This is a genomic window from Ruegeria sp. AB7 (assembly GCF_056542625.1).
This window is the reverse complement of sequence record NZ_JBQGAC010000003.1, coordinates 355,584-381,595: the sequence shown is the minus strand read 5'-3', so window position 1 is coordinate 381,595 and position 26,012 is coordinate 355,584. Positions and strand designations below refer to the sequence as shown.

Sequence of the window (26,012 nt, the reverse complement as noted above, 5' to 3'; positions counted from 1 at the left end):
GAAAAGGCAAGCACAGGTACAAGCGCCGAAACCGCATCGAGGTCATGTTCAGTCGCTTGAAGGAATGGAGCCGAGTAGAAACCCGCTACGAAATATGGCCGAAAGTGTTCCCATCAGCCATCGCACTCGCAGAGATTTTCAGGCTCCGAAATTCAATGAGCCTAGAGTCAAGCGCAGTGCGCCAGACGTTCACCAATATTCGACGATAAGTATCAATATGAGGCTGTTCTTTAGCAACATTTTCGTGATTGCTACATTTCGGTCTCTTTTCCGCCCATTTTTTCGTTGATACACAAGCACAGTTACTTGTGGGATGAGTAAAAGTGCGGGCGGACAGATGAGAACCGGTTATAACGGTCGGATAGCAATATTTTGGACACAGACGGAAGTTGACGGGCTTGAGGCGGCGCCTTTGGCCCACTTGCGCGTTGGTAGCTCTTGGTCCTGGAGGGGGCGAGGGGTCCAACTCGCCGCAAGTGCTGACCAAGTTGCGCTGCACGCAGGCTCCACCGGTCTGGGATCTATATTGGCGACCAGAGCCAGTTTCACCAACCCCGGCGAGGTCAACGAATGTGCCAAGATCGAGTTGTCAAACGGGGCTCAGACTTTCGTTGCCGAGCTGGTGCGTGAGGTGAACGAAGCGTCTCTGGTGCTTGTGTTTGAGGATGGATGCCCTGAGCCTGATCAAGATTTCTGGGTCAGTTTGGCAGCTTCGCATATTGAACCTGTTGAGATTGACAGCGGTTATGACGACAAGGTTGTCGTGTTCCCGGCGGCTCGCGCAAATGCAAGTTTAGTGCCGGTAAGTCTATCAAATACTGCCGGTTGGGCCGCTGAATAACGGATACTTCTCAGAAAGATTCCAACTCTAAGCAGAAATCCTACCCTTTGCTTGCTGTGGCGTGTTGACTCTGGCCGAAGCAGGGATATAAGCGCGGCTTCATTGGTGTTGGTGGCCCCCGCGAGGGGATGCCTGTCATGGGGGAAACCTCAAGAGGACAACGCCCTTCATAGTGGCCCGTCGGGGCCTCGATCTAAAGAAGGAGATCAGCCGTGACCAAACGCACGTCTGCCAAGTACAAAATCGACCGCCGGATGGGCGAAAACATCTGGGGTCGTCCGAAATCCCCGGTTAATCGTCGTGAATACGGCCCCGGCCAGCATGGCCAGCGCCGCAAGGGCAAACTGTCTGACTTCGGTCTGCAGCTGCGTGCCAAGCAGAAGCTGAAAGGCTACTACGGCGACTTGACCGAGAAGCAGTTCCGCCGCATCTATGCAGAAGCCGAACGTGTCAAAGGTGACACCGGTGAAAACCTGATCGGTCTGCTGGAGCGCCGTCTGGACGCCGTTGTTTACCGCGCCAAGTTTGTTCCGACCGTGTTCGCCGCACGTCAGTTCGTGAACCACGGCCACGTTAAAGTGAACGGCAAGCGGGTCAACATCCCGTCCTATCGCGTCAAAGAAGGCGACGTTATCGAGGTGCGTGATAAGTCCAAGCAGTTGGCCGTTGTCCTGGAAGCTGTCGGCTTGGCCGAGCGTGATGTGCCTGACTACATCGACGCCGACCACTCGAAAATGACCGCGACTTTCGTGCGTGCACCGGGCCTGAGCGATGTGCCTTACCCGGTTATGATGGAACCGAACCTGGTCGTCGAATTCTACGCGAAGAACTAATCTTCGCCGACCTGTTGAGTTTAAGGGCCGCGCTTTCAGCGCGGTCTTTTTTGTTTTGATGGGGCTCTGCCCCAGTCGCTGCGCGACTCCCCCGAGATATATTTGGCCAGATGAAGAGGCGGATCAGATAGGAAGCGGGCGACTTTCGGCAATGGCCTCCATTGCGAAATAGGAGGTGACGCTGTCCAGTTCGATCTTATCGATGAGGCGTTGATAGACTTTGTCGTAAGAGGCCATATCTTCTGTAACGACCTTGAGTTGATAGTCATAGTCGCCGCCAATGCGATGGAAATCGACCACTTCAGGAATGGTCAGGACATGACTGCGAAAGGCCTGCAACCATTGGGCAGAGTGGTGGCGCGTGCGTAGCATGACGAAAACCACCAGATTCAGCCCAAGCTTTTCGCGCGCGATGCGCGCCGTAGAACCTTGCAGGACACCTGTGTCGTTCAAGGCCTTTATTCTTCGCCAGCAGGCATTTTGGGACAGGCCGACCCTATCGGCCAATTCTCGCTGGGAAAGTGTTGCGTCTTTTTGCAGTTCCTTCAGAAGACGAGTGTCAATTTGATCTAATTTTTTCTCCATATAAATTCATATGACACAAAATTCGGACATATAAAGCATAAAATTGTGAGGTTTCCACAAGATGGATCAATCATATTGGGGTTAGCAATATGGAGCCTGTGTAATGACCTTGTCCAACTTTCGCGCAGAAATTCAATCTGCTGCTCACGGAAATACTCTGCGTGATGGGCTGATCGGTGAGGGGGTACTCATCCCGGGTCTGCATGGGGACGTGCCGCTTGTGTATGCGGACTACGTTGCCTCGGGTCGCGCGTTGCGACAGGTCGAAAATTTCGTGGCCGAGCATGTGTTGCCGTTCTATGCCAACAGCCACACCGAAGCCTCCTATTGCGGTTCCTATATAACCCGTTTGCGCCGCGAGGCGCGGGCCGAGATCGCCCGCATAGTTGGCGCCAAGGAAGAGGACGCGGTGATCTTTACCGGGTCTGGCGCTACAGCGGGTCTTAACCGGCTGGTTAGTCTGCTGGGAGTGCAAGAGGCTAATCAGCCGGTCGTTTTGATCGGTCCGTATGAGCATCATTCGAACATTCTGCCGTGGCGTGAAAGCAAGGCGCGGGTGATCGAGATTCCAGAAGCCGTTGACGGCGGTCCCGATATGCAGGCGCTAAAGGCAGTGCTGATCGAACACGCAGATTCCGATCTTGTGATTGGGTCATTCTCAGCGGCGTCAAACGTCACCGGCATCATCACCGACCCTGATCCAGTGACGCGGATGCTGAAAGAGCATGGTGCGCTTGCGGTATGGGACTATGCGGGTGGTGGACCTTATTTGCCAATGGACATGGGGCCGGAAGATGCGCGGAAGGACGCGATTGTTGTCTCTCCGCATAAGTTTCCGGGCGGGCCGGGGGCGTCGGGTGTTCTGGTCGTTAACCAATGCGCTGTGAAGCGGACGTGTCCGAGTTGGCCCGGCGGTGGGACTGTCAGCTTTGTCTCGCCTTGGCGGCACGACTACAGCGCCGATCTCGCGACACGGGAAGAGGCGGGTACACCAAATGTGATCGGAGACATTCGTGCGGCCTTGGCCTTCATCGTGAAAGATGCGGTTGGAGCGGATGAGATCGCGCAGCGTGAAGCGCAGTGTAACCGCATGGCGTTGGATGGGTGGTCCGACAACCCAAATCTGACATTGCTAGGTGCCGAGAATGCACACCGCCTGCCGATATTCTCGTTCCTCGTGTGTGATAGGAATGGGCAGCCGGTGCATCAGCAGCTGTTTACCCGGATGCTCAGCGATATCTACGGCATCCAGGCACGTGGCGGCTGTGCCTGTGCCGGACCCTATGCGCATCGTTTGCTGGGCATTGATCGGGCAACGTCGGAAGAATTGCATGCGGCCCTGTCGGAGGGTGAGGAAATGAAGAAACCGGGTTGGGTGCGGTTGAATTTCTCTTACCTCATGAGCGAAGAGACCGTTCAGTTCATTATCGACAGCGTTAACGAGCTGTCGCGCCGGACCGAGGAATTCGTCCCATTCTACAATGCCGATCCGGCGACGGCGCGCTTCAAAGCGGCGTAAGATAATTGCCGCTTTTCTCAACCCGTTGAGAAAGGTATGAGGGGCCAAGCTAGTGGAGCCCCTCATGAACCAGATCACACCTCAACCCGGCATAATGGACATCGCGCTGTATCAGGGCGGACAGTCGCATGTTGACGGTGTTGCGGATGTCATCAAGCTGAGTTCCAACGAAAACCCGTTTGGGCCAAGTCCCAAGGCGATCGAAGCGGTGCGCGAAAGTGCCGTTTCGCTGCATCGTTATCCCAGCACCGATCATTCCAGCCTGCGCGCCGCAATTTCTGAACGGCACGGACTGGATTCCAATCGGATCATCTGCGGTGTCGGCAGTGATGAAGTGTTGCAGTTCGTGGCGCAGGCCTATGCCGGTCCGGGTGATGAGGTGATATATACCGAGCATGGATTCTCCATGTATCCGATCATCGCGCGAATGGCGGGCGCGACCCCGGTCATGGTGCCCGAGAGGGATCGCCGTGTAGACGTAGATAGCATCCTTGCCGCGGTCACTGGGCAGACACGGATTGTCTTTGTGACCAATCCGGGAAATCCTACTTCAACCATGATCTCTGACGCCGAATTGCAGAGGTTGGCGGATGCATTGCCAGCCAATTGCCTGATGGTGCTGGATGGTGCGTATGCCGAATTTGTCGATGGTTTCGATGGAGGCGCAGGGCTGGTGGACCGGTTTAGCAATGTCATCATGACCCGGACGTTTTCGAAAGTGTACGGTCTAGGTGGGATGCGCGTTGGCTGGGGCTATGCGGCGAAAGAGATTATTGATGTGCTGAACCGCGTTCGTCAGCCGTTCAACCTGTCGCTGACGGCTCTTGCGGCGGCCGAGGCCGCCGTGCGGGATGATGAATATCTGCGGTTCTGCCTATCTGAAAATGCACGCCTCCGGATTTGGTTGTCTGATGAACTGGCGAAGGTCGGCGTTTCATCCGATGTGTCATGCACGAATTTCATCCTCGCCCGCTTTGCTGACAGGGCCGAGGCGGAAGCCTGCGATGACTATTTGAAAACGCAGGGTTTGATCGTGCGGCGGGTCGCGGGCTACAACCTGCCAAACGCGCTGCGGATCACCGTGGGCGACGAAATCGCCTGCGGTCGCGTGGTTGCAGCGATTACTGCGTTCAAAGGGGGCGCTGTATGAGCCAGATTTACGACCGTGTTGCGCTGATCGGGTTGGGCCTGATCGCCTCGTCCATGTTTTGGGCGATCAAACGGGCTGGGCTTGCGGGCGAAGTGACGGGCTATGCGCGATCCGAGGCAACCCGCGAGACGGCGCGCCAGATCGGCCTTTGTGACCGGGTTTGCGAGTCCGCGCAAGAGGCGGTCGAGGGTGCTGATCTGGTGGTTCTGTGTGTTCCGGTTGGCGCAATGGGACCGGTAGCGCAGCAGATTGCGCCGGTTCTAAAACCCGGTACCACCGTGTCCGACGTAGGGTCGGTAAAGCGTCACGTGATTGACGCCGTCTCACCACACATACCTGATGGCGTTCATTTCATTCCGGCGCACCCACTGGCTGGGACCGAGCATTCCGGGCCTGAATCGGGTTTCGCCGAACTGTTCGACAACCGTTGGTGCCTGTTGGTGCCGGTCGAAGATTCCGATCCGGATGCGATCGCTCGCCTGCGGGCTTTGTGGGAGGGTCTGGGATCGAATGTTGATGAAATGGACGCCGCGCATCATGATTTGGTGCTGGCGGTCACCTCGCACGCACCTCACCTGATTGCCTATACGATGGTGGGTGTTGCGGATGATCTCCGGCGGGTTACAGACACCGAAGTCATCAAGTATTCGGCAGCTGGTTTCCGCGATTTCACCCGCATCGCGGCTTCGGACCCGACGATGTGGCGTGATGTGTTTCTGACCAACAAAGACGCAACGCTGGAGATTCTGGGCCGGTTCACGGAAGAGCTCTTTGCGCTACAGCGGGCCATCCGAACAGGTGACGGAGAGCAATTGTTCGACTACTTTACGCGCACACGGGCGATCCGCCGCGGCATCATTGATGCGGGCCAGGATACGGATGCGCCAGATTTCGGGCGGGGAAAAAAATCGACATGAGAAAGATCGGTTGCAGCCATTTGATTTTCTGCGTTGCTTTGGCGGCAACGACTGCAAATGCGGCGGCGCCTGAAACTTCTATTGTGCCGTTGACGCGCCCGGAAACCACCCAAGCGATGGTGGCAATCGTCACCCCCAACATCCGGCCGGTGCTACGGCCCGCTTCGCCGCAGGTAACGGCCGCTGCAGCCCGTCCCGCTGAATTACCATTGCTCGGGCCCGAGAATTCGATCCGCCCGTTTGTGCGCCCGGAAGAATTGGAACAACGCGTCTTTCTTAAGAAACGCAAGCTGCGTAAGGGTTCAGTCTGTGGCGATATCGATATTCAGGGTAAGCCGGTTGGACGTGTGAAGGGCAAGATCAAAGCCTGCGGGATCAAGGATGCAGTGCAAATCACCTCAGTATCGGGGGTCGGGCTGAGCCGCCCAGCGACGATGGATTGCGGCACTGCACAGGCGCTGAATAATTGGGTCGACAAAACTGTAAAGCCCACGTTCAAACGCCGAGGTCCGGTGGTCGAGCTACAGGTCGCCGCGCATTACGCCTGCAGAACACGTAACAACCGTAAAGGGGCGCGGATTTCTGAGCATGGTAAAGGGCGCGCCATCGACATTTCGGGCTTCAAGATGGCCGATGGTGAGGTGGTGACGGTTCTGAATGGCTGGCGCAAAAATCCGTCCAAGAAGCAACTGACCAAGGTATGGCGCGGCGCGTGTGGGCCATTTGGCACGGTTCTCGGACCAAACTCTGATCGCTACCATCGGGATCATTTCCACCTAGACACCGCGCGCTACCGCAGCGGCACCTATTGCCGTTAACGCAGTACCAGTCTCGGGGCAGGACCAAGGGGCAACGGACCCAAGGCGACGAACCCATCTCTGAAATTCAGCTGTAAATCCAGCGCATTTGGGTTGCCACCCAGTCCAGCCATGAAGCCCAATGCGCGGGTCACAGGATCGACTGCCTGATCCGGCAGCGCACCTGCGGCGTTTGCCATCGCGATCATGTCGCGCCAGTTTTCGGCTTTCATCGCAATTTCACCCGTTGGAATGCCCTGTTCGTCAACTTCCAGTTCGCCGGTGGCGAACAGACGCAGCTCACCCCATTTCATTTCTGCCAAACGCAGATCAATCGCAACGGGTTGGGGGCGACGCTGCTCAAGTGCGGTGCGGTCCCAGGGTTTGTCGAAAGTGACAAACATATCCATTTCCAGCGTTTCGAACGATTGCGGCAGGGTCGATGCTGAACGCATCAGGCGTCTCAGATCATCGCCGGGGGTAAATCCGTCGATCTTCGCAGTAATCCCATAGCTTTCGGGCGCTCCAGATTGCTCCATCACAAGGCTCAGCGACTGGCCTCCGGCTTGCGGATCACCTTCGGTTGTCAGCAGCCAGCGCTTTGAGGTCAGCGCCATTTTCTCGAGCACCAGCGCGACACCGGGTTGGAGCTGCAATTCGGCTTGTAGCGCTTCGGCCTGAACGGTCGTGGTCTGGTCGAAATAGGAAAGGCGCTGCGGCGTACTGGCAAAGCGCAGCATCTGGCGGCCGGGCCAGATTGCTGGGCTTTGGAACTCGACCCAGTCCGCACTCCACGCCGTTCCGTTGACCGGATCGGCCAAAGCGGGATTATTCAGGCGTGTGATGTGCTGAAATGGATATCCTGCCGTCGACACGTCCGAGAATTCGGCCTGCCAGCCCAGTTCTTGCTGTCGGTCAAACCAACCGGTCAGGGCGTTTCGCAGACCATAACCGGCGACAAACCAGTAGGCGCTCCACGCGAGGGCGATAAATACGAAAACGCGTATCAGACGGCGCATGATGAATGGCCCTTTTTCCTGCCTCGGATTTGATGTTTATAGGGCCAAACGGGCAAGGACCAGTGCAATGACGATGTGGGTATTCGGATATGGATCGCTGCTGTGGAACCCGGGCTTTCCGGTGGCACGCAGCGAACGCGCTAAATTGCACGGATATGCGCGGTCGTTTTGCATGCGCTCTATCCACCATCGCGGCACGGAAGAAGACCCCGGTTTGGTATTGGCGCTGGACGAACAGCCAGACGCGCATTGCACTGGATTGGCGCTTGCTGTCGAGGCAGGTCACGAAGAGCGCACTTTGGCTGAATTGCGTGAGCGTGAGCTGATCTCGTCAGCCTATCTGGAGCGGATGCTGGACGTGCATCTGGACTGCGGGCAGATCGTAAATGCAGTGACTTACGTCATCGATGCTCACCACGTTCAGTATTGCGGCGGTCTTCCATTGGAAGAGCAGGCCCAGATCATCGCCCACGCGGTTGGCGGACGTGGGCCAAATACCGAATATCTCTACAATACTGCCTCGCACTTGACCGAGATCGGACTGCACGACCCTGATCTTGAGTGGTTGTCGCAACGGGTGCGGACAATCAGCGCATAAACTCTTGGCGTCACGGGGCGAACTTCGATAGGTTCAGCCCAGAGCAGACAATACCAGGAGCCACGCGCATGGCGCAGGCACAACAGGGCGTGAGACCACATTTCTCACAACCGATCCGTCAGATTTTGATGATGCTGATCGCAATAGGGCTGTCAGGACTTGGCGTGTTCATGGCGTTGCCATATGTACTGCCGGTTATTCAGGCCAATCTGTATCTTAACGGGTTCATTTTGCTGGTCTTTGTCATCGGTGTCGCTGCCTGTTTTCTGCAGGTCACACAGCTGATCGGATCGGTTCGTTGGATCGAAGCCTTTGCCGGAGGGGTCGAACGTGACGATGTGCGCCCGCCGCAACTGCTTGCCCCACTGGCGTCGTTGTTGAGGGAACGCGGGGCGCGGTCTCAGATCAGCTCTAGCTCTACCCGATCGATCCTCGATTCCGTCGCCGAACGGGTCGAAGAAGAGCGCGAGATCACCCGCTACATCACCAACGTGCTGATCTACCTTGGCCTACTGGGGACATTTTTTGGTTTGGCCACCACTGTCCCCGCCATCGTTGATACGATCCGCAGCCTGAACCCGCAGGAAGGTGAAGAAGGTCTGGCCGTCTTCAACCGTCTGATGACAGGATTGGAAGCGCAGTTGCAGGGCATGGGCGTTGCTTTTGGGTCGTCATTGCTGGGTCTGGCCGGATCCTTGATCGTCGGTTTGCTGGAACTATTCGCGGGCCATGGCCAGAACCGGTTCTATCGCGAATTGGAAGAATGGTTGTCCTCAATCACCCGCGTTGGCTTTGCTGCGGGCGATGAGGGCGGCGCGGAACTGGCCGTGCTGACCCCAGTACTGGACGCCATGTCTGAACAAATGGATGCACTGCAGGACATGTTCTCGGCGCAAGAAGTTGATCGTACGAACGTCTCGACCAAACTGGGACATTTGGTCGATGTCATCGGGGAAATGAACCAGCGTCAGGCCCAGACCGAAGGTGTTACGGCTGCGCTTGAACGTGTGGCGCTGGGGCAGGACGCTTTGTTGGATCACATGCGCGAACATGGCGCGGGCGAGGGGATTGATGCGGAAAGCCGCATGCGCCTGCGGTCAATGGATGTTCAGTTGCTGCGTATACTCGAAGAAATCTCCGCTGGTCGTCAGGACAGCATGAACGAACTGCGCAAGGATTTTGAGCTGCTGGTCAAAGCGTTGACTTTGCCACGGGGCGCCGTACGTACCCCCCCGGAAGGAGAGTAACCCATGGCGCTGTCCCGCCGCACAGGTCAACGGTTTTCGGGCTCGGTCTGGCCCGGCTTCGTGGATGCGATGACGGGATTGTTGATGGTGCTGACCTTTGTGCTGACCATCTTCATGGTCGTGCAATTTGTGCTGCGCGAAACCATTTCAGGTCAAGAGGATGAACTGACTGCGCTGTCCGACGAAATCGCCGCTCTGGCCGGGGCGCTGGGGCTGGAAGAGCGGGAAAACAGCCGTCTTCAAGCGCGTCTTGGGAACTTGAATGCAACGCTTAATCAGGTCGAAGACGATCTGGCGCAGGCACAAACCCGCATAACCGACTTTGAAGCACAGGTCGCGGCTTTGCTGGCTGATCAGGCGCGTGCGCAGGGGGATATCGCCGCGCTAGAAACGCAACGCGATGAGTTGCTAAATGAACAAGATGCCTTGAATTTGGCACTTGCTCAAAGCAGACAAGAAATCGACGCACAGGCCGAAGCCGCCCGCCTTGCCGCGGCTCGACGCGAAGCACTTGAAGCTCTCGTCGCCGAACTTGAAACCAGCGAAGATGCACAGGCAGCTCAGATATCCGAGCTAGAACAGCAACTGACCGAGGAAGAGGCCGCGCGCCTGGCCGAAGCCGCCGCTGCTGAGGCGTTGCGTGATCGTCTGCAGAATGCAGATGCCGAACTGACGGCAATGACCTTGGCGCTGGAAGCACAGCGAAAGGAAGCCGAGGACACTCTGACTTTGCTGGCTGCGGCACAGGCTGCCAAGGCAGAGCTTGAGCGCCAGTTTGGTGAGATCAATGCCGAAGAACTGAGGGCACAATTGCAAGCCGCATTGGATGCCCAAACCCAGGCGCAAGCAAATGCAGCCGAACAGAGGTCGCTGGCCGAAGAGCGCGCGGCGCTGCTGGCGCTCGCCCGAGAGGCGCTTGCATCGGAACAGGAAATCTCGACCGAAGCGCAACGTCAGACCGCGCTGCTTAATCAGCAGATGGCAGCCCTGCGCAGCCAGTTGGGATCGCTGCAGGCTTTGTTAGACGATTACGAAGAACGTAATAGCGCCGCCGAGATCCAGATACAGACGCTGGGCCAGGATCTGAATGCCGCTCTAGCGCGCGCAGCCTCGGAAGAACGCCGTCGCCGACTGCTGGAAGAGGCTGAACGTATTCGGCTGGAAGCCGAGGCCGAGAAACTGGCGGGCCAAAATCAGGAACTAGCCGCACAGGCCGAGGATTTGCAGCGCTATCGCTCGGAATTCTTCGGGCGACTGCGCGATGTGCTGGGTGATCAGGATGGTGTGCGCATTGAGGGCGACCGCTTCGTGTTCTCGTCGGAGGTGCTGTTTGCCACCGGGTCCGCAAACCTGTCCGCGGAAGGCCGTCAGGAGGTTGCCAAAGTTGCCAATATCCTGCGAAGCGTTGCCGCCGAAATACCCGAGGGGCTGAACTGGGTCATCCGTGTCGATGGGCATACCGATAATGTGCCACTTGCAGGCAGCGGACGATATCGCGACAACTGGGAGCTCAGCCAGGGTCGTGCCCTTTCTGTGGTGCGCTACATGGTTGACGCACTGGGCATTCCACCTGATCGCTTGGCGGCAAACGGGTTCGGAGAATTCCAGCCTGTTAATCCCGCCGACACACCCGAAGCGCGCGCCCAGAATCGTCGGATCGAGTTGAAGCTGACAGAGCGATAAGGCTGGTACGAACCAACTTGGATTACCTGCCAAAAATGAAAAACGCCCACCGAAAAGGTGGGCGTTTTTCGTTATAGAAGCCGTGGGTTAGTCCGCTGTCAAAAGCGGGGGCTTGTCGCCCGGAATGCGGGGCTGATCGGGGCCCAGGATTTCCAGGTTCAGCTCGCCCTTCTTCATCGAGACACGGACCACGCCGCCTTTGGCCAGTTTGCCGAATAGCAGTTCTTCGGCCAGAGGTTTCTTGATGTGCTCCTGAATGACACGGCCTAGAGGACGCGCACCCATCTTGTCATCATAGCCCTTGTCGGCCAGCCATTCGGCGGCACGCGGTGTCAGGTCGATGGTCACGCCACGATCCAGCAACTGTGCTTCCAGCTGCAGGACAAACTTCTCAACGACCTGCAAAATGACCTCTTTCGGTAGTGGTGCAAATGAGATCACGGCGTCCAGGCGGTTGCGGAACTCCGGCGTGAACATACGTTCGATCGCTGCGGTATCCTCACCTTCGCGCCGGTCGCGGCCAAAGCCGATGGCGGCTTTCGCCTGCTCCTGCGCACCTGCGTTCGATGTCATGATCAGGACCACGTTGCGGAAATTCACCGTCCGGCCATTGTGGTCGGTCAATTCGCCGTGATCCATCACCTGCAACAGGATATTGAATACGTCCGGGTGCGCTTTTTCGATCTCATCAAGCAACAAGACGCAATGTGGGTGCTGGTCGACACCGTCGGTCAGCAAACCACCCTGATCAAACCCGACATAACCCGGAGGCGCCCCGATCAGACGGCTGACCGCGTGCTTCTCCATGTATTCCGACATGTCGAAACGCAGCAGTTCAACACCAAGCGTGTCAGCCAACTGTTTCGCCACCTCTGTTTTGCCAACACCGGTGGGGCCAGCGAACAGATAGTTGCCGATGGGTTTTTCTGGCTCACGCAGACCGGCGCGCGCCAGTTTGATCGCACTGGACAGCGCTTCGATCGCTTCATCCTGACCAAACACCACGCGTTTCAGCGAGGTTTCGAGATCTTTCAGAACCTCTGCATCATCCTTGGTGACGTTCTTGGGTGGGATTCGCGCAATCTTGGCAACCACCGCCTCGATCTCTTTGACGCCGATGGTCTTGCGACGTTTGCTTTCGGCCAGCAGGTGCTGCGCTGCCCCGGCCTCATCGATCACGTCGATGGCCTTGTCGGGCAGTTTGCGGTCGTTGATATAGCGCGCCGACAATTCGACAGCTGTCTTGATCGCGTCGGCAGTATATTTGATCGAGTGATGCTCTTCGAAATATGGTTTCAGACCGCGCAGAATTTTGACACTGTCCTCGACCGACGGCTCGTTCACGTCGATTTTCTGGAATCGGCGGCTCAGCGCGCGGTCTTTTTCGAAATGCTGACGGAACTCTTTATACGTGGTCGAGCCCATGGTGCGCAGTTTGCCACCCTGAAGCGCTGGCTTCAGCAGGTTCGACGCATCCATTGCACCGCCCGAGGTTGCACCCGCTCCGATCACAGTGTGAATCTCGTCGATGAAGAGAACCGCATCAGGGTGCTCTTCCAATTCGGTCACAACCGCTTTCAGACGCTCTTCGAAATCGCCGCGATAGCGAGTTCCCGCAAGCAGGGCGCCCATATCGAGCGAGTAGATAGTGGTTTCCGACAACACGTCCGGGGCCTCGCCCGCAACGATCTTATGCGCCAGACCTTCGGCGATGGCGGTTTTGCCGACACCGGGGTCACCTACCAGCAACGGGTTGTTCTTGCGCCGGCGACACAGCACCTGAATACAGCGTTCAACCTCGTCCGAGCGTCCGATCAGCGGATCTACATCACCGGCGCGTGATTTGGCGTTCAGATCAACGCAATATTTGCCAAGCGCGCTTTCTTTCTGCTCAGCGTCACCAGAGGTCGTCTGAGCCTCTTCTTCGGCTTCATCAGCACCCGTTACAGGACGATTCTCTCCATAGGCCGGGTCTTTGGCCACACCATGTGCGATGAAGTTTACCGCGTCATAACGGGTCATGTCCTGCTCTTGCAGGAAATAGGCTGCGTTGCTTTCACGTTCGGCGAAGATGGCCACCAGTACATTGGCCCCGGTCACCTCTGTGCGGCCAGAGCTTTGAACGTGGATCGCGGCGCGCTGAATGACACGCTGGAAGGCTGCCGTGGGCACGGCTTCGGACCCGTCGATATCAGTGACGAGGTTTGACAGATCTTCGTCGATGAATTCGACCAAGGTGCTGCGTAACTCGTCCAGATCGACGCTGCACGCTTTCATGACGCGCACCGCATCGGGTTCTTCCAACAGCGCCAGCAGCAGATGCTCTAGCGTTGCGAATTCATGTCGCCGTTCATTCGCCGCCGCAAGGGCCGCGTGGATGGCTTGTTCAAGTGTGCTCGAGAATGAAGGCACGCGGGTGCTCCTCTGTATTGGGCCGGAAGGGGGCGGGCTGCAGGCCGGATCCCCATCCCAACCATGTCCTCATACTATTAGAGTTTGGTTGATCCCGCCCCGGCTTCAAGGGTTTTCTTTCACTTGACAGTCACATTTGTTGTGACCGTGGCCGTGATTGGGGCTTGAAACGGGTTAAAAGCTGTCTTTTTGGGCTCGAATTTCGGCGAATACGGACACAGGATCAGAGTTTTCCATGCCCAGATGGGCCTGAATCGCCGGATCAGTGGCCCTTAGAAACGGATTTGTCGCCTTTTCCAGGCCTAAAAGCGAAGGCACAGTAGGTTCTCCGGCAGCGCGGGCGCGATTAATATCGGCCACGCGGTCAAGCAAGGCTGGGTTGTCGGGATCGATGGTCAGGGCGAACTTGGCGTTTGCCTGTGTGTATTCGTGGCCTGAGCACACGATTGTTTCATCGGGCAGGGCCGCCAGCTTGCTGAGAGAGGCCCACATTTGTGCAGGCGTGCCCTCGAACAATCGTCCACATCCCAGCGCCATCAGGCTGTCAGCGGTGAATACAACGCCAGTTTGGGGCATGTAGAATGCAATGTGCCCAATTGTATGACCGGACACATCAAGAACCTCGACCGGCTCACCGCCGATATAAAAAGTGTCACCTTCAACCACCGCCTGATCAAGTTTTGGCAAGCGATGCTCATCTGCTTTTGCGCCGATCACACGCGCGGGCTGTTTCGCTAGAATGCCGCTCAGCCCGTCCACATGATCCCAATGATGATGTGTCAACAACACATGGCTTAGCTGCCAGCCGCGCGAATCCAGTTCGGCCAGAATCGGAGCTGCCTCTGGCGCATCGATCAAGGCAGTCTCACCGCTGGCCGGATCATGGGCGAGAAAGGCGTAATTATCGCTGAGGCAAGGAATGGTAACGATCTCAAGAGGCATGGCCTTTTGCCCTTTCATTGCTAGACTGCGCCCAGCTAAGCCGATTGACCGGGTGTCCGCAATGCATCTTGATGTGCAGGATCTGAGGAATTTCTACTATCGCAGCACCCTGGGGCGCGCGGCCCAGGCAGCGATCCGTGGTCGGTTGGTGGATCTTTGGCCCGAAGCCAAGGGGCAAACTGTGGTCGGATTTGGTTTTGCCGTACCTTTATTGCGGCCTTACCTCAAAGATGCGCGTCGTGTGATTGGTCTTATGCCTGGTCCGCAGGGTGTAATGCCATGGCCTGCGGGGATGCCCAATGTTTCCGTTCTGACCGAAGAGACGATGTGGCCAATCGAAACTGGCCATGTGGATAAACTCGTGGTGATGCATGGTTTGGAAACTTCAAACCGACCCAGCCAATTGCTGGAAGAATGCTGGCGCGTTCTGGGGCCCGGAGGGCGTGTGCTATTTGTCGTACCGAACCGGGCCGGGCTTTGGTCGCGCTCAGACCGGACGCCGTTTGGCTTTGGGCAGCCCTATTCAACGACCCAATTGGAAAACCAATTGCGCGCGCACCACTTCGTCCCGGAAAACCATTGCTCGGCGCTTTACCTGCCGCCTTCGTTCCGTCGGTTCTGGCTAAAATCGGGCAGCCTGATCGAGAAGACTGGACAACGCATCCCAACCGTCATGGCCGGAGGCGTGCTTATGGTTGAGGCCAGTAAACTCATTCGTCCGCCTAGCGGGAGCGTTACTAAAGACACCGCGAAGCGCCCGATCAAAGCGTTGGATGGTTTGTTAAAGCCTGCGTGACAGTCCGGCGCATTTTGAAAGGAAAAAATGCGGGAAAAAGGTCACAGGAATCGCAAAAACCTGCATATTCGTAACATTTTTCAACTGCCCCAATCGGTCCAAAGGGTCGCAGTTGGGTTAAGTGTATGAAAAATAATAATTTGTGGATAAAACTGTTACCGCTATAGCGTATTGCTTGGTTGGAACACCTCTGCTACATCCCCGGTGATTTTGATCCCCGCCCTAAATGGACGGGGTTTCCTCACGCCCCAAGGTAGCGGCCGCTACTCAAAATCGGGGCCTCAAATATCGGAAGGGTGGACGTGTCCGAACCAGCTTCGATTTCCACTGGCATCGCCGAGCGCTATGCCACCGCGATCTTCGAGATCGCTAAAGAGAATAATGACCTTGCAGGTCTGGAAACCGGAATCAACGATCTGGCAGCCGCATTGGGTGATAGCGCAGAATTGCGCGACCTGATCGCATCGCCTTTGGTTTCGCGCGCCGAACAGGAAAGCGCAATCACTGCTGTTGCTGACAAGATGGGCCTACATGCCATCCTGCGCAATACGTTGGGTCTGATGGCGCAGAAACGTCGTCTGTTCGTTGTACCGCAACTGGTGCAGGTTCTGCGCGACATGCTGGCTGACGAGCGTGGCGAGGTGACCGCCGATGTCGCCTCGGCCAAGGCGCTCACCAAGACCCAAATGGATAAACTGTCCAAGACGCTGTCCGAGCGTGTGGGCAAGACCGTGACAATCAATGCGACCGTTGATGAAAGCCTCATCGGCGGTCTTGTCGTTAAAGTGGGCTCGAAAATGATCGATAGCTCGATCCGTTCGAAGCTGAACTCCCTACAGAATGCAATGAAAGAGGTCGGATAAATGGGAATCCAAGCTGCAGAGATTTCTGCAATCCTGAAGGACCAGATCAAGAATTTTGGTCAGGAAGCCGAAGTGGCCGAGATCGGCCGCGTGCTGAGCGTCGGTGACGGGATTGCCCGTGTATACGGCCTGGACAATGTGCAAGCCGGTGAGATGGTCGAATTCCCCGGCGGCATCATGGGTATGGCGCTGAACCTGGAAAGCGACAACGTCGGTGTTGTTATCTTCGGTTCCGACCGTGACATCAAAGAAGGTGACACTGTTAAGCGCACCAACTCGATCGTGGACGTTCCGATCGGTGACGAGCTGCTGGGCCGCGTTGTTGACGGTCTGGGCAACCCGCTGGACGGCAAAGGCCCGATCAACGCGACCAAGCGTGGCGTTGCAGACGTTAAAGCGCCGGGCATCATTCCGCGTAAATCGGTTCACGAGCCGATGGCAACCGGCCTGAAATCGGTTGACGCAATGATCCCAATCGGCCGTGGCCAGCGTGAGCTGATCATTGGTGACCGTCAGACCGGTAAAACCGCCGTTGCTCTGGACGCGATCCTGAACCAGAAAGTTTACAACGACGCAGCAGGCGACGACGAGTCGAAGAAGCTGTACTGCGTGTACGTTGCGATCGGTCAAAAGCGTTCGACCGTTGCTCAGCTGGTGAAGAAACTGGAAGAGTCCGGTGCGATCGACTACTCGATCGTTGTGGCGGCAACCGCGTCCGACCCGGCACCGATGCAGTTCCTGGCACCTTACGCCGCGACCGCGATGGCTGAATACTTCCGCGACAACGGCCGCCACGCGCTGATCATCTATGATGACCTGTCGAAGCAGGCTGTGTCCTATCGTCAGATGTCGCTGCTGCTGCGCCGTCCGCCCGGACGTGAAGCCTATCCTGGCGACGTTTTCTACCTCCACTCGCGTCTGTTGGAACGTTCGGCAAAGCTGAACGAAGACTTCGGTGCGGGCTCGCTGACCGCTCTGCCGGTTATCGAAACTCAAGGTGGTGACGTTTCGGCGTTTATTCCGACCAACGTGATCTCGATCACCGACGGCCAGATCTTCCTGGAAACCGAACTGTTCTACCAGGGCATCCGTCCTGCGGTGAACACCGGTCTGTCGGTTTCGCGTGTGGGCTCCTCGGCTCAGACCAACTCGATGAAGTCGGTTGCCGGTCCGGTTAAGCTGGAACTGGCTCAGTACCGCGAAATGGCTGCGTTTGCGCAGTTCGGTTCCGACCTCGACGCCGCGACCCAGCAGTTGCTGAACCGTGGCGCGCGTCTGACCGAACTGATGAAACAGCCGCAGTACTCGCCGCTGACCAACGCCGAAATCGTCTGCGTTATCTTCGCCGGTACCAACGGTTACCTCGATAAGATCGACGTGTCCGATGTTGGCCGTTACGAAGCCGGCCTGCTGGCGCACCTGCGTGGCAAGCACGCGGATCTGCTTCAGTGGATCACGGACGAAGATCCCAAGATCAAGGGTGACGCTTCCGACAAGATCAAGGCTGCGCTGGACGAATACGCCGCAACCTTCGCTTAAGGGAGAGGCGGGCATATGCCAAATCTTAAGGACCTTAAAAACAGGATCGAGTCGGTCAAATCGACCCGCAAGATCACCAAGGCCATGCAGATGGTCGCGGCAGCAAAACTGCGCCGCGCCCAGGAATCTGCCGAAGCCTCGCGTCCCTATGCCGAGCGGTTCAATGCCGTGATGGCGGGACTGGCGGCTTCGGTCGGGGGCAGCGACAGCGCCCCCAAGCTGCTCCGTGGCACGGGCAGTGATGATGTCCATCTGCTGGTTGTCATGACAGCTGAACGCGGCCTGTGTGGCGGCTTCAACTCGAACATCGCCAAACTCGCTCGCCAAAAGGCGGACGAGTTGCGCGCCAAAGGCAAGACGGTCAAGGTTTTGACCGTCGGCAAAAAAGGCCGCGACGCGCTCAAGCGTGATTTTAGCGATCTGTTCGTTGGACATATCGACCTGAGCGAGGTCAAGCGTCTGGGGTATTCCAACGCGCAAGACATCGCCAAGGACGTCCTGTCTCGTTTCGACGGGGGTGAGTTCGACGTTGCCACGATCTTCTACTCGAAGTTCGTCAACGTTGTGACCCAGATCCCGACGGCACAGCAGGTCATCCCCGCCTCGTTCGAAGACGAAGCGACGGGTGACGACAGCGGTGCGGTATTCGACTACGAGCCCAGCGAAGAGGCCATCCTGGCCGACCTGCTGCCCAAGGGGGTTGCCACCGCGATCTTCTCGGCTCTGCTCGAAAACGGAGCGTCTGAACAGGGTGCACGGATGTCCGCAATGGACAACGCGACACGCAACGCGGGTGAGATGATCGACAAGCTGACGATCCAGTTCAACCGCTCGCGTCAGGCCGTGATCACCAACGAGCTGATTGAAATTATTTCCGGCGCCGAAGCGCTGTAGAGACATACCGGAGACGAAACATGGCGAATGCAAAAGGCAAAGTCACACAGATCATCGGGGCCGTCGTCGACGTGCACTTCGAAGATCAGCTGCCTGAAATTCTGAACGCGCTGGAAACCACCAACAACGGCAAGCGCCTGGTGTTGGAAGTTGCTCAGCACCTGGGTGAAAACACCGTCCGTACCATCGCGATGGACGCGACCGAGGGTCTGGTCCGCGGCGAAGCCGTGACCGACACTGGTGCACCGATCTCGGTTCCGGTTGGTAACGCCACTCTGGGCCGCATCCTGAACGTGGTTGGCGAGCCGATCGACGAAAAAGGCCCGGTTGAAGCAACCGAAGCCCGTGCGATCCACCAGCCCGCACCGACTTTTGACGAACAATCGACCGAGTCGGAAGTTCTGGTAACCGGCATCAAGGTTGTTGACCTGCTGGCCCCATACGCCAAAGGCGGTAAGATCGGCCTGTTCGGCGGCGCCGGCGTTGGTAAAACCGTTCTGATCATGGAACTGATCAACAACATCGCAAAAGTGCACTCGGGCTTCTCGGTGTTCGCGGGTGTTGGTGAACGGACCCGTGAAGGCAACGACCTGTACCACGAGATGATCGAATCGAACGTTATTAAACCGGACAACCTGTCGGAATCGCAGGTGGCCCTGGTTTACGGTCAGATGAACGAACCTCCCGGAGCGCGTGCACGTGTTGCTCTGACAGGTCTGACCCTGGCTGAGCAGTTCCGCGACCAGTCCGGTACCGACGTTCTGTTCTTCGTCGACAACATCTTCCGTTTCACGCAGGCGGGTTCTGAGGTTTCGGCTCTGCTGGGTCGTATTCCTTCGGCTGTGGGCTATCAGCCGACGCTGGCGACTGACATGGGCGCTCTGCAGGAACGCATCACCTCGACCAAGTCGGGCTCGATCACCTCGGTTCAGGCGATCTACGTGCCTGCGGACGACCTTACCGACCCGGCGCCAGCAACCTCGTTTGCGCACTTGGACGCGACCACCGTTCTTAACCGCGCGATCTCGGAAAAGGGTATCTACCCTGCGGTTGACCCGCTCGACTCGACCTCGCGTCTGCTCGACCCGGCCATCGTTGGTGAAGAGCACTACAAGGTTGCGACCGACGTTCAGCAAATCCTTCAGCGCTACAAGTCGCTGCAGGACATCATCGCCATCCTCGGCATGGACGAACTGTCGGAAGAAGACAAACTGACCGTTGCCCGTGCCCGTAAGATCGAGCGCTTCCTGTCGCAGCCGTTCGACGTGGCCGAAGTCTTTACCGGTTCGCCGGGCGTTCAGGTTCCTCTGGATGTGACCATCGCGTCGTTCAAAGCGGTTGTCGCTGGCGAATACGATCACTTGCCCGAAGCGGCCTTCCTGATGGTTGGCGGCATCGAAGAAGTGATCGCCAAAGCGGAGAAGATGGCCGCAGAAGCCGCCTAAGGAGTATCCCTGATGGCAAACACGATGCAATTCGACCTCGTCAGCCCCGAGCGGAGCCTTGCTTCGCTTAGCGCGACGGCGGTCCAGATTCCCGGCGCGGACGGGGACATGACGGCAATGCCCGATCATGCCCCCACAATTACAACTCTGCGCCCGGGCATCCTGAAGGTCGAAGCACCCGAAGGCTCCAGCGAATACCTGGTCACCGGTGGGTTTGCTCAGATCAATGGTGATGGCCTGTCGGTTCTGGCCGAAAAAGCCATCCCAGTTGCCGAAGTAACACGTTCGCATCTGGACGATCTGATCGCCGAGGCCCGCGCTTCGCACGAGGCGGCCAAGGTCGGTGAAGATCAGACGATCGTCGACGATACTGCCAAGTTGCTGGCTGACATGGAAGCCCTAGGAACGCATATGAGCCTGTAAGGGTTCATGACATTCTGATCACTTGGAACGGCCCCGTATCCGCGGGGCCGTTTTTTTGTCGTGATTTTGCCATTCGCTGAAGTTAAGCTGCAGGAATTGAACAATAAAAGACGATAGATGAAAAAGTTTCAAACCCATCCCATCGGCATTGATCAGGGCGAGGAGGTCTTGTTTTCCGATTTCGCCGATGGTGGCGTGATGTGGACTGGTGAGGGCCCGCGTGAGCGTCGCGTAAGCGTCCGTTTTTCAGAAGTGTTCCGCTCTGTGCCAATCGTCCAGATAGGCGTGGTGCTTTGGGATGTGGATACGTCTTCCGCTTTACGGGCTGAAGTTCAGGCCGAAGATATAACGCCGGAAGGATTCAATGCGGTGTTTCGCACCTGGTCTGATACGCGTATCGCCAGAATTCGGGTGAATTGGACCGCAATTGGAGATGTTTCGCATGAAGACGATTGGGATATCTCGTGAAGCAGGCCTGTTCGTGAGATAAGATTGCGCACCTTCGCGCGTCGTCCCATAAAGAAGACTGGCCACCCCAAATAGCGGCTAACGCAACCGGAGGATCTTATAGGTGTTTGCACGAGATCATATCGAATACGAAGCCTTGGACCTTCCGGATCGTATGGACTTGTCTGATGAAGAAATGCTGGCCGAAGCGCGAGCGTTCTACGACAAGATGAAACGCCGCCATACCGTGCGTGACTATTCGGACCGGCCCGTCGAGCGCACGGTCATCGAAGAGTGCATTCGCGCAGCCGGAACAGCGCCCTCAGGGGCCAATCATCAGCCCTGGCACTTTGTGGCCATCTCGAACCCTGAGATGAAACGCCGTATTCGGGAAGAGGCAGAAGCTGAGGAGCGCAGGTTTTATGAAGGCGGTGCCGGAGATGAATGGCTGAAGGCGCTTGAACCAATCGGGACTAACGATCAGAAGCCGCATCTGGAAGACGCACCGTGGCTGATAGTGATTTTCGCCCAACGTTGGGGTCATTTCGATGATGGAGATCGGTTCAAAAACTACTACGTGCCTGAAAGCACGGGCATTGCCACGGGCTTTTTGTTGACTGCGTTGCACCATGCAGGGCTGGTTTCACTGACCCACACACCCAACCCGATGAAATTCCTGAATAAACTGCTAAACCGCCCTGATCATGAAAAGCCTATTATGATCGTAGCTGTAGGCCACCCGCAAGACGACGCGAAGGTGCCAAAAGTTGCAAAGATGAAAAAACCGTTGGAAGAAATCATGACGGTCGCCGAATAGGCAGGCCGTCATGAATTCAGACATTATCTATGGTAGTCAGCAGTTTTTCGATCAATCCATATGATAAAGTGACTCGTAGATCGGCGTCAGTGTCTTGTCTTCGAACAGCGATGATACGCTGGTGCCATTCCAAATGTTCAGGATCGCCTGCGTAAAGATCGGCGCGGTGGGCACGATGCGGATATTGGCGGCCTTGTTGATCTCAGCCGTAGGCTGGATCGTGTCCGATAGGACCAGAGATTTCATCACCGAATTGGTCACACGTTCAACCGCCGGTCCACTCATGACACCGTGGGTGATGTAAGAGTGCACTTCCTTGGCACCGTTATCCATCAGCACCTGAGCAGCTTTGCACAGAGTGCCAGCGGTATCGCAAATGTCATCGACGATCAGGCAGATTTTGTCTTTCACGTCACCAATGACAGTCATCTCAGCCACTTCGCCTGCCTTTTCGCGGCGTTTGTCAACGATCGAAAGGGGCGCATTGATGCGTTTGGCCAATTCACGGGCACGTGCAACACCGCCGACATCCGGCGAGACCACCATCAGGTCGTCCATCTGATCCTTGAATTGTTTCTTCACATCCAGGGCAAAGATCGGAGAGGCATATAGGTTGTCCACCGGCATGTCGAAAAAGCCCTGAATCTGGGCTGCGTGCAGATCCATGGTTAGAATCCGTTCGATACCCGCACCAGTCAGCATGTTTGCCACCAGCTTGGCGCTGATTGGTGTGCGCGCCTTGGTGCGGCGGTCCTGACGGGCGTACCCGAAATACGGAATGACAGCGGTGATCCGGGCTGCGGATGAACGGCGCAGCGCATCTGCGATGATCAGCAGCTCCATCAGATTGTCATTGGCGGGGTTCGAGGTTGGTTGAACGATAAACATATCCTCACCACGCACATTCTCGAAAACCTCGACGAAAATCTCTCCGTCGTTGAACCGTTCGACCCTTGCATCGACCAGCCCCTGGTCAACGCCGCGATGCAGGCTCATGCGACGTGCAATGGTTTCGGCAAGCGGAAGATTGGCGTTCCCAGCGATAAGCTTGGGTTCGTGAAGTGTCGGCATCGGCTGATTTTCCCCGGGCAGCAGTGGCAATGTGACAGATTCGTGATGTTGACACCGCTTAGCATGGGTCTACCGTCCCGCAAAGATAACGCAGCGGAGAAAGTGAACATGGCCCAGATTGACTACTTTTTTGCGACACTCTCGCCCTATTCCTATCTGGCGGGAATGCGCCTTGAAGAGATCGCGGAAAAACACGGTGCGACGATCAACTATAAACCATTGGATATTGTTGCCCTGTTCGGCCGGACAGGTGGAACGCCACCAAAAGATCGTCATATCTCTCGCATCGAATACCGCGCGCAGGAATTGGTGCGCCAAGCGCTCAATCTGAATATGCCGTTGAACCTGCAGCCTGCGCACTGGCCGACGAACATGGCACCGTCCTCTTACGCTGTGATCGCAGCAGTACAGGATGGATCAGGTGATGTGGGTAAACTTTGCCATTCCTTCTTGCGTGCCTGCTGGGCAGAAGAAAAGGACATCTCTGATGATGGCGTGATCCGGGATTGCTTGGAACAGGCAGGATTTAATCCAAATCTAGCTGATAGTGGCCTGTTGGTAGGTGCGGAAACCTACGCCGCAAATCTGGAAGAAGCCGTGGACCGGGGTGTTTTCGGGGCACCATTTTACATCACACCGGACGATCAGAGGTTCTGGGGACAGGACCGTCTTGATGATCTGGACAAGCATCTGGCTGAGATGAAATAGCCGGGGCAGGGAGGCACGGCTACAAGAGGTTCAGAAACCGATCGATCTGTTCGGTTTCGATGGACCAGTCACAGACAAGGCGGCAGGCCAGCATCTCGTCTTCGTCCTCACCGTCCAACGTATCGCCCCACAGGTGATAGACGGCGCCGGCCTCGTGCAGGCGCTTGTGTTGGCTGCGGGGAAAGCTTGCGAAAATCATGTTTGCCTGGGGTTCATGCAGGAATTCTGCCCCGACTGCCCGCAGACCATCCGCCAATCGCGCGCAATTGGCATTCGCTTTGCGAGCTGATTTCAGCCACAGGTCATCCTGCAGATAAGCAGCCATCTGGGCCGACAGATAACGGTGCTTGGAAAACAGGTGCGCCCCGCGCTTGCGCCGCAGCTCGAACTCCCAAGCTTTGCTTTCGTCGAAGAAGATTACGGCCTCGACACCCATCAGCCCGTTTTTGGTGCCGCCAAAGCTGACTGCGTCAACACCAGATTTCCACGTCATCTCTGCCGGTGAGCAATTCAAAGCGACCAGAGCGTTAGTGAAGCGTGCACCATCCATATGCACCGGCAACCCATACTTCTTGGCAACGCCACACAAGGCTTGAAGTTCGGCAAGCGAGTAAACCGAGCCACGCTCGGTCACCTGAGTGATCGAGACAGGCCCGCGCTGCGGACCATGCACGCCGCGGGTTTCTTCCCCCTCAATGGACTTGGTCAACGCTTCGGGGGTTATCTTGTCGCCACCCGGCACCAGAGTCAGTTTCGCGCCGGTGTAGAATTCGGGGGCATTGCACTCATCTTCGTGGATATGAGCGACGGGTGAACAGAACACGGTTTCCCATGGCTTGCTCAGCGTTGCCAACGCCAGTGAATTCGCTGCCGTTCCCGTAGCGACCAGATAAACTGCCGCACCCGGTGCTTCGAAAATGCCGCGGATTTGGTCGCGCACTTCGTTCATCAAAGTGTCGGCGCCATAAGCCATCTGATAGCCCTGATTGGCTTCGGCCAATGCGGCCAGAACTTCGGGATGAACGGGCCCGGAATTATCAGAGGCAAAATGCATTAACTCGGCTCCTCGATGATGTAGTCTTCCCACTCTTCCATGGGCGTTTCGAATTCAGATACGGTTCGCCGCTGCACGGAGACTCCGGCGGTGTGAACGCTTTCAGGCGTACCTGATAGCAAAGGGTGCCAGTCGTAAAGCGGTTTGCCTTCCCAGAGCAGTCGATAGGCGCAAGTCTGGGGCAGCCAATAGGCATGGTTGTCGATGTTATCGGGTGTCATGACGATGCATTCGGGCACGAATTGGTGGCGGATATCATATTGGGTGCACCGGCAAGTTTCGTCATCCAGCAGGCGACAGGCAACACAGGTCAATGCGACCTCGCCCGTATCTTCATCTTCCAGCTTGTTCAGACAGCATTTTCCGCAACCATCGCACAGGGCCTCCCACTCACGCTGGTTCATCTTGCGCAGCGGCTTGCGTTCCCAGAATCGGGGCGCGAGGCCAGCTCGATCGATTGGATCCGTAGTCATGTACTGGCCAGTATCTCTCGGGCGCGCGCGCAATCGGCATCCATCTGCGAGATCAACCCGTCAAGGCCGTCGAATGTCATTTCGGGCCGCAGATAGTCGACCAGACCAACGGACAGCGTGGCACCGTAAAGATCACCTGAGAAATTGAACAGAAATGTCTCGATGTTAGGAACCTCGCCTTGGAACATGGGCCGGGTCCCGACCGATGCCGCCCCGTGATAGCTGCCCTGATGCGGGCCATCCAGGACGTCGACCAAAACTGCATAAACGCCAAATCTTGGAGGGTGCAGTCCTTCGATCGACATATTGGCTGTCGGGTACCCCAACTCTCGTCCGCGTTGCTCGCCTCCGACGACCTCACCCTCAATCCGGTGCCAGTGCCCCAACATTGTTGCCGCATCGCGCGGGCGCCCCTCTGACAGAGCTGTCCGGATCGCAGTCGACGAAACCACATTCTCGGTGCGCTCCAACAGGGGCGCGATGGTCACACCGAACCCCATCTCTTCGCCAAAGCGAACCAGGTCCTGAGGGTTACCGCTGCGCCCTTTGCCAAAACAAAAATCGGCACCCACGACAACATGAGAAAGCCCCAGACCATCGCATATGACATTCCTCGCAAAAGCTTCGGGCGTCATACCCGCGAGCGTTGAATTAAAAGGCAGTTCATAAAGCTTCTGCACGCCGAGTTTTTCCAGCCGGTGCGCGCGTGCATTGCCGCGCATCAGACGAAAGGGCGGTGCCTCTGGGGAAAAATACTCTCGTGGATGCGGCTCAAATGTCATGACCCCCAGCGGCGCGTTCAATTCAGCATTGCGCGCCAACTCGATGACGGATTGATGGCCAAGATGAACACCGTCAAAGTTCCCGATGGCGACACTTGCGCCTCGGTCTTCTGGTTCAACAAACTGGAAGTCCCGGATGATATGCATGCGGCTTGCC

26 protein-coding genes and 1 pseudogene are annotated in these 26,012 nt (G+C 56.9%); 19 read left to right on the top strand and 8 right to left on the bottom strand.

Annotated features, from left to right (window positions below; all coding sequences use genetic code 11):
* The 3 genes and pseudogenes from ACR0EN_RS11775 to rpsD all read left to right on the top strand — a co-directional run.
* Positions 1–209: pseudogene (locus tag ACR0EN_RS11775) on the top strand (hypothetical protein); the annotation flags it as partial.
* 317 nt (positions 210–526) lie between these two features.
* A complete protein-coding gene (locus ACR0EN_RS11770) occupies positions 527–841 on the top strand; it encodes a hypothetical protein (protein WP_480586877.1) in 315 nt (104 codons plus the stop codon).
* Between the two features lie 212 nt (positions 842–1,053).
* The gene (gene rpsD, locus ACR0EN_RS11765; protein ID WP_170392466.1) at positions 1,054–1,674 is read left to right on the top strand and encodes a 30S ribosomal protein S4; all 621 of its coding nucleotides are present in this window, start codon (positions 1,054–1,056) and stop codon (positions 1,672–1,674) included.
* Between the two features lie 123 nt (positions 1,675–1,797).
* Here rpsD and ACR0EN_RS11760 read toward each other — a convergent pair whose 3' ends face one another.
* The gene (locus ACR0EN_RS11760) at positions 1,798–2,259 is read right to left on the bottom strand and encodes an Lrp/AsnC family transcriptional regulator (RefSeq protein ID WP_170401903.1); all 462 of its coding nucleotides are present in this window, start codon (positions 2,257–2,259) and stop codon (positions 1,798–1,800) included.
* A 103-nt stretch (positions 2,260–2,362) separates the two neighbouring features.
* Here ACR0EN_RS11760 and ACR0EN_RS11755 point away from each other — a divergent pair, with 103 nt between their 5' ends.
* The 4 genes from ACR0EN_RS11755 (at position 2,363) to ACR0EN_RS11740 (ending at position 6,663) form a co-directional block, all read left to right on the top strand.
* A complete protein-coding gene (locus tag ACR0EN_RS11755; protein ID WP_170818844.1) occupies positions 2,363–3,778 on the top strand; it encodes an aminotransferase class V-fold PLP-dependent enzyme in 1,416 nt (471 codons plus the stop codon).
* A gap of 64 nt (positions 3,779–3,842) precedes the next feature.
* Entirely contained in the window at positions 3,843–4,928 is a 1,086-nt protein-coding gene (hisC, locus tag ACR0EN_RS11750) for a histidinol-phosphate transaminase (RefSeq protein ID WP_170818843.1), read from the top strand.
* Positions 4,925–5,845 carry a prephenate/arogenate dehydrogenase family protein gene (locus ACR0EN_RS11745; protein WP_480586872.1) on the top strand — a complete coding sequence of 307 codons (921 nt, stop codon included), beginning with the start codon at positions 4,925–4,927 and terminating at the stop codon, positions 5,843–5,845. The genes hisC and ACR0EN_RS11745 overlap by 4 nt, the downstream gene beginning before the upstream one ends.
* Positions 5,842–6,663 carry an extensin family protein gene (locus ACR0EN_RS11740; RefSeq protein ID WP_170420536.1) on the top strand — a complete coding sequence of 274 codons (822 nt, stop codon included), beginning with the start codon at positions 5,842–5,844 and terminating at the stop codon, positions 6,661–6,663. The genes ACR0EN_RS11745 and ACR0EN_RS11740 overlap by 4 nt, the downstream gene beginning before the upstream one ends.
* Here ACR0EN_RS11740 and ACR0EN_RS11735 read toward each other — a convergent pair.
* Entirely contained in the window at positions 6,660–7,661 is a 1,002-nt protein-coding gene (locus tag ACR0EN_RS11735; protein WP_170392459.1) for a DUF2125 domain-containing protein, read from the bottom strand. The two genes, ACR0EN_RS11740 and ACR0EN_RS11735, sit on opposite strands and share 4 nt — an antisense overlap.
* 67 nt (positions 7,662–7,728) lie before the next feature.
* Between ACR0EN_RS11735 and ACR0EN_RS11730 the strand changes: the two genes are divergently transcribed.
* From ACR0EN_RS11730 to ACR0EN_RS11720, 3 genes are all read left to right on the top strand, one after another.
* Positions 7,729–8,259 (top strand): gamma-glutamylcyclotransferase, encoded by a 531-nt coding sequence (locus ACR0EN_RS11730; RefSeq protein ID WP_170392457.1) that lies wholly within the window; start codon positions 7,729–7,731, stop codon positions 8,257–8,259.
* Between the two features lie 68 nt (positions 8,260–8,327).
* Entirely contained in the window at positions 8,328–9,506 is a 1,179-nt protein-coding gene (locus tag ACR0EN_RS11725; RefSeq protein WP_170392455.1) for a biopolymer transporter ExbB, read from the top strand.
* A gap of 3 nt (positions 9,507–9,509) precedes the next feature.
* On the top strand, positions 9,510–11,189 hold the full coding sequence (locus tag ACR0EN_RS11720; protein WP_480586869.1) for a peptidoglycan -binding protein: 1,680 nt from the start codon (positions 9,510–9,512) through the stop codon (positions 11,187–11,189).
* Positions 11,190–11,276: 87 nt separating this feature from the next.
* Here ACR0EN_RS11720 and clpA read toward each other — a convergent pair whose 3' ends face one another.
* Positions 11,277–13,601, bottom strand: a complete 2,325-nt coding sequence (clpA, locus tag ACR0EN_RS11715; protein WP_170401887.1) for an ATP-dependent Clp protease ATP-binding subunit ClpA — start codon at positions 13,599–13,601, stop codon at positions 11,277–11,279.
* Positions 13,602–13,775: 174 nt separating this feature from the next.
* Complete coding sequence (gene gloB, locus ACR0EN_RS11710; RefSeq protein WP_480459604.1) at positions 13,776–14,543, bottom strand: hydroxyacylglutathione hydrolase; 768 nt, start codon at positions 14,541–14,543, stop codon at positions 13,776–13,778.
* Positions 14,544–14,604: 61 nt separating this feature from the next.
* On the opposite strand from gloB, the gene ACR0EN_RS11705 reads away from it, so the two are divergent.
* From ACR0EN_RS11705 to ACR0EN_RS11670, 8 genes are all read left to right on the top strand, one after another.
* Positions 14,605–15,339: a methyltransferase domain-containing protein gene (locus tag ACR0EN_RS11705; RefSeq protein WP_170401881.1), complete on the top strand. Its 735-nt coding sequence runs from the start codon at positions 14,605–14,607 to the stop codon at positions 15,337–15,339.
* A 302-nt stretch (positions 15,340–15,641) separates the two neighbouring features.
* Positions 15,642–16,202 (top strand): F0F1 ATP synthase subunit delta, encoded by a 561-nt coding sequence (locus ACR0EN_RS11700; RefSeq protein ID WP_170392445.1) that lies wholly within the window; start codon positions 15,642–15,644, stop codon positions 16,200–16,202.
* A complete protein-coding gene (gene atpA / locus ACR0EN_RS11695) occupies positions 16,203–17,741 on the top strand; it encodes a F0F1 ATP synthase subunit alpha (protein ID WP_170392443.1) in 1,539 nt (512 codons plus the stop codon). It begins immediately after the preceding gene.
* A 15-nt stretch (positions 17,742–17,756) separates the two neighbouring features.
* Positions 17,757–18,635: a F0F1 ATP synthase subunit gamma gene (locus tag ACR0EN_RS11690; RefSeq protein ID WP_170392441.1), complete on the top strand. Its 879-nt coding sequence runs from the start codon at positions 17,757–17,759 to the stop codon at positions 18,633–18,635.
* A gap of 20 nt (positions 18,636–18,655) precedes the next feature.
* On the top strand, positions 18,656–20,080 hold the full coding sequence (gene atpD / locus ACR0EN_RS11685) for a F0F1 ATP synthase subunit beta (protein ID WP_039537698.1): 1,425 nt from the start codon (positions 18,656–18,658) through the stop codon (positions 20,078–20,080).
* A gap of 12 nt (positions 20,081–20,092) precedes the next feature.
* Entirely contained in the window at positions 20,093–20,503 is a 411-nt protein-coding gene (locus ACR0EN_RS11680; RefSeq protein WP_480586866.1) for a F0F1 ATP synthase subunit epsilon, read from the top strand.
* A 117-nt stretch (positions 20,504–20,620) separates the two neighbouring features.
* Positions 20,621–20,971 carry an H-type lectin domain-containing protein gene (locus ACR0EN_RS11675; protein WP_170401869.1) on the top strand — a complete coding sequence of 117 codons (351 nt, stop codon included), beginning with the start codon at positions 20,621–20,623 and terminating at the stop codon, positions 20,969–20,971.
* 103 nt (positions 20,972–21,074) lie between these two features.
* Positions 21,075–21,767 carry a nitroreductase family protein gene (locus tag ACR0EN_RS11670; RefSeq protein WP_170401865.1) on the top strand — a complete coding sequence of 231 codons (693 nt, stop codon included), beginning with the start codon at positions 21,075–21,077 and terminating at the stop codon, positions 21,765–21,767.
* A 51-nt stretch (positions 21,768–21,818) separates the two neighbouring features.
* Here the strand turns inward: ACR0EN_RS11670 and ACR0EN_RS11665 are convergent, their stop codons facing one another.
* Positions 21,819–22,838, bottom strand: a complete 1,020-nt coding sequence (locus tag ACR0EN_RS11665; RefSeq protein WP_170392433.1) for a ribose-phosphate pyrophosphokinase — start codon at positions 22,836–22,838, stop codon at positions 21,819–21,821.
* Positions 22,839–22,946: 108 nt separating this feature from the next.
* Between ACR0EN_RS11665 and ACR0EN_RS11660 the strand changes: the two genes are divergently transcribed.
* Entirely contained in the window at positions 22,947–23,546 is a 600-nt protein-coding gene (locus tag ACR0EN_RS11660) for a 2-hydroxychromene-2-carboxylate isomerase (RefSeq protein WP_170625193.1), read from the top strand.
* A gap of 19 nt (positions 23,547–23,565) precedes the next feature.
* Here ACR0EN_RS11660 and ACR0EN_RS11655 read toward each other — a convergent pair whose 3' ends face one another.
* From ACR0EN_RS11655 to ACR0EN_RS11645, 3 genes are read right to left on the bottom strand one after another with little or no spacing between them, the layout of a single operon-like run.
* Positions 23,566–24,600, bottom strand: coding sequence for a threonine aldolase family protein (locus ACR0EN_RS11655; RefSeq protein WP_170625194.1), 1,035 nt, complete (start codon positions 24,598–24,600; stop codon positions 23,566–23,568).
* Positions 24,600–25,073: a YcgN family cysteine cluster protein gene (locus ACR0EN_RS11650; protein ID WP_170609497.1), complete on the bottom strand. Its 474-nt coding sequence runs from the start codon at positions 25,071–25,073 to the stop codon at positions 24,600–24,602. The genes ACR0EN_RS11655 and ACR0EN_RS11650 overlap by 1 nt, the downstream gene beginning before the upstream one ends.
* Complete coding sequence (locus ACR0EN_RS11645) at positions 25,070–26,002, bottom strand: bifunctional riboflavin kinase/FAD synthetase (protein WP_170392424.1); 933 nt, start codon at positions 26,000–26,002, stop codon at positions 25,070–25,072. Before ACR0EN_RS11645 ends, ACR0EN_RS11650 begins: the two co-directional genes overlap by 4 nt.
* Between the last annotated feature and the right edge of the window lie 10 nt (positions 26,003–26,012).

Bases quoted from the DNA above. Each gene is read 5' to 3' on its own strand.
- ACR0EN_RS11760 (WP_170401903.1), bottom strand. From the start codon at position 2,259: ATGGAGAAAAAATTAGATCAAATTGACACTCGTCTTCTGAAGGAACTG.
- ACR0EN_RS11755 (WP_170818844.1), top strand. From the start codon at position 2,363: ATGACCTTGTCCAACTTTCGCGCAGAAATTCAATCTGCTGCTCACGGA.
- hisC (WP_170818843.1), top strand. From the start codon at position 3,843: ATGAACCAGATCACACCTCAACCCGGCATAATGGACATCGCGCTGTAT.
- ACR0EN_RS11745 (WP_480586872.1), top strand. From the start codon at position 4,925: ATGAGCCAGATTTACGACCGTGTTGCGCTGATCGGGTTGGGCCTGATC.
- ACR0EN_RS11740 (WP_170420536.1), top strand. From the start codon at position 5,842: ATGAGAAAGATCGGTTGCAGCCATTTGATTTTCTGCGTTGCTTTGGCG.
- ACR0EN_RS11735 (WP_170392459.1), bottom strand. From the start codon at position 7,661: ATGCGCCGTCTGATACGCGTTTTCGTATTTATCGCCCTCGCGTGGAGC.
- ACR0EN_RS11730 (WP_170392457.1), top strand. From the start codon at position 7,729: ATGACGATGTGGGTATTCGGATATGGATCGCTGCTGTGGAACCCGGGC.
- ACR0EN_RS11725 (WP_170392455.1), top strand. From the start codon at position 8,328: ATGGCGCAGGCACAACAGGGCGTGAGACCACATTTCTCACAACCGATC.
- ACR0EN_RS11720 (WP_480586869.1), top strand. From the start codon at position 9,510: ATGGCGCTGTCCCGCCGCACAGGTCAACGGTTTTCGGGCTCGGTCTGG.
- gloB (WP_480459604.1), bottom strand. From the start codon at position 14,543: ATGCCTCTTGAGATCGTTACCATTCCTTGCCTCAGCGATAATTACGCC.
- ACR0EN_RS11705 (WP_170401881.1), top strand. From the start codon at position 14,605: ATGCATCTTGATGTGCAGGATCTGAGGAATTTCTACTATCGCAGCACC.
- atpA (WP_170392443.1), top strand. From the start codon at position 16,203: ATGGGAATCCAAGCTGCAGAGATTTCTGCAATCCTGAAGGACCAGATC.
- ACR0EN_RS11690 (WP_170392441.1), top strand. From the start codon at position 17,757: ATGCCAAATCTTAAGGACCTTAAAAACAGGATCGAGTCGGTCAAATCG.
- atpD (WP_039537698.1), top strand. From the start codon at position 18,656: ATGGCGAATGCAAAAGGCAAAGTCACACAGATCATCGGGGCCGTCGTC.
- ACR0EN_RS11680 (WP_480586866.1), top strand. From the start codon at position 20,093: ATGGCAAACACGATGCAATTCGACCTCGTCAGCCCCGAGCGGAGCCTT.
- ACR0EN_RS11675 (WP_170401869.1), top strand. From the start codon at position 20,621: ATGAAAAAGTTTCAAACCCATCCCATCGGCATTGATCAGGGCGAGGAG.
- ACR0EN_RS11665 (WP_170392433.1), bottom strand. From the start codon at position 22,838: ATGCCGACACTTCACGAACCCAAGCTTATCGCTGGGAACGCCAATCTT.
- ACR0EN_RS11660 (WP_170625193.1), top strand. From the start codon at position 22,947: ATGGCCCAGATTGACTACTTTTTTGCGACACTCTCGCCCTATTCCTAT.
- ACR0EN_RS11655 (WP_170625194.1), bottom strand. From the start codon at position 24,600: ATGCATTTTGCCTCTGATAATTCCGGGCCCGTTCATCCCGAAGTTCTG.
- ACR0EN_RS11650 (WP_170609497.1), bottom strand. From the start codon at position 25,073: ATGACTACGGATCCAATCGATCGAGCTGGCCTCGCGCCCCGATTCTGG.
- ACR0EN_RS11645 (WP_170392424.1), bottom strand. From the start codon at position 26,002: ATGCATATCATCCGGGACTTCCAGTTTGTTGAACCAGAAGACCGAGGC.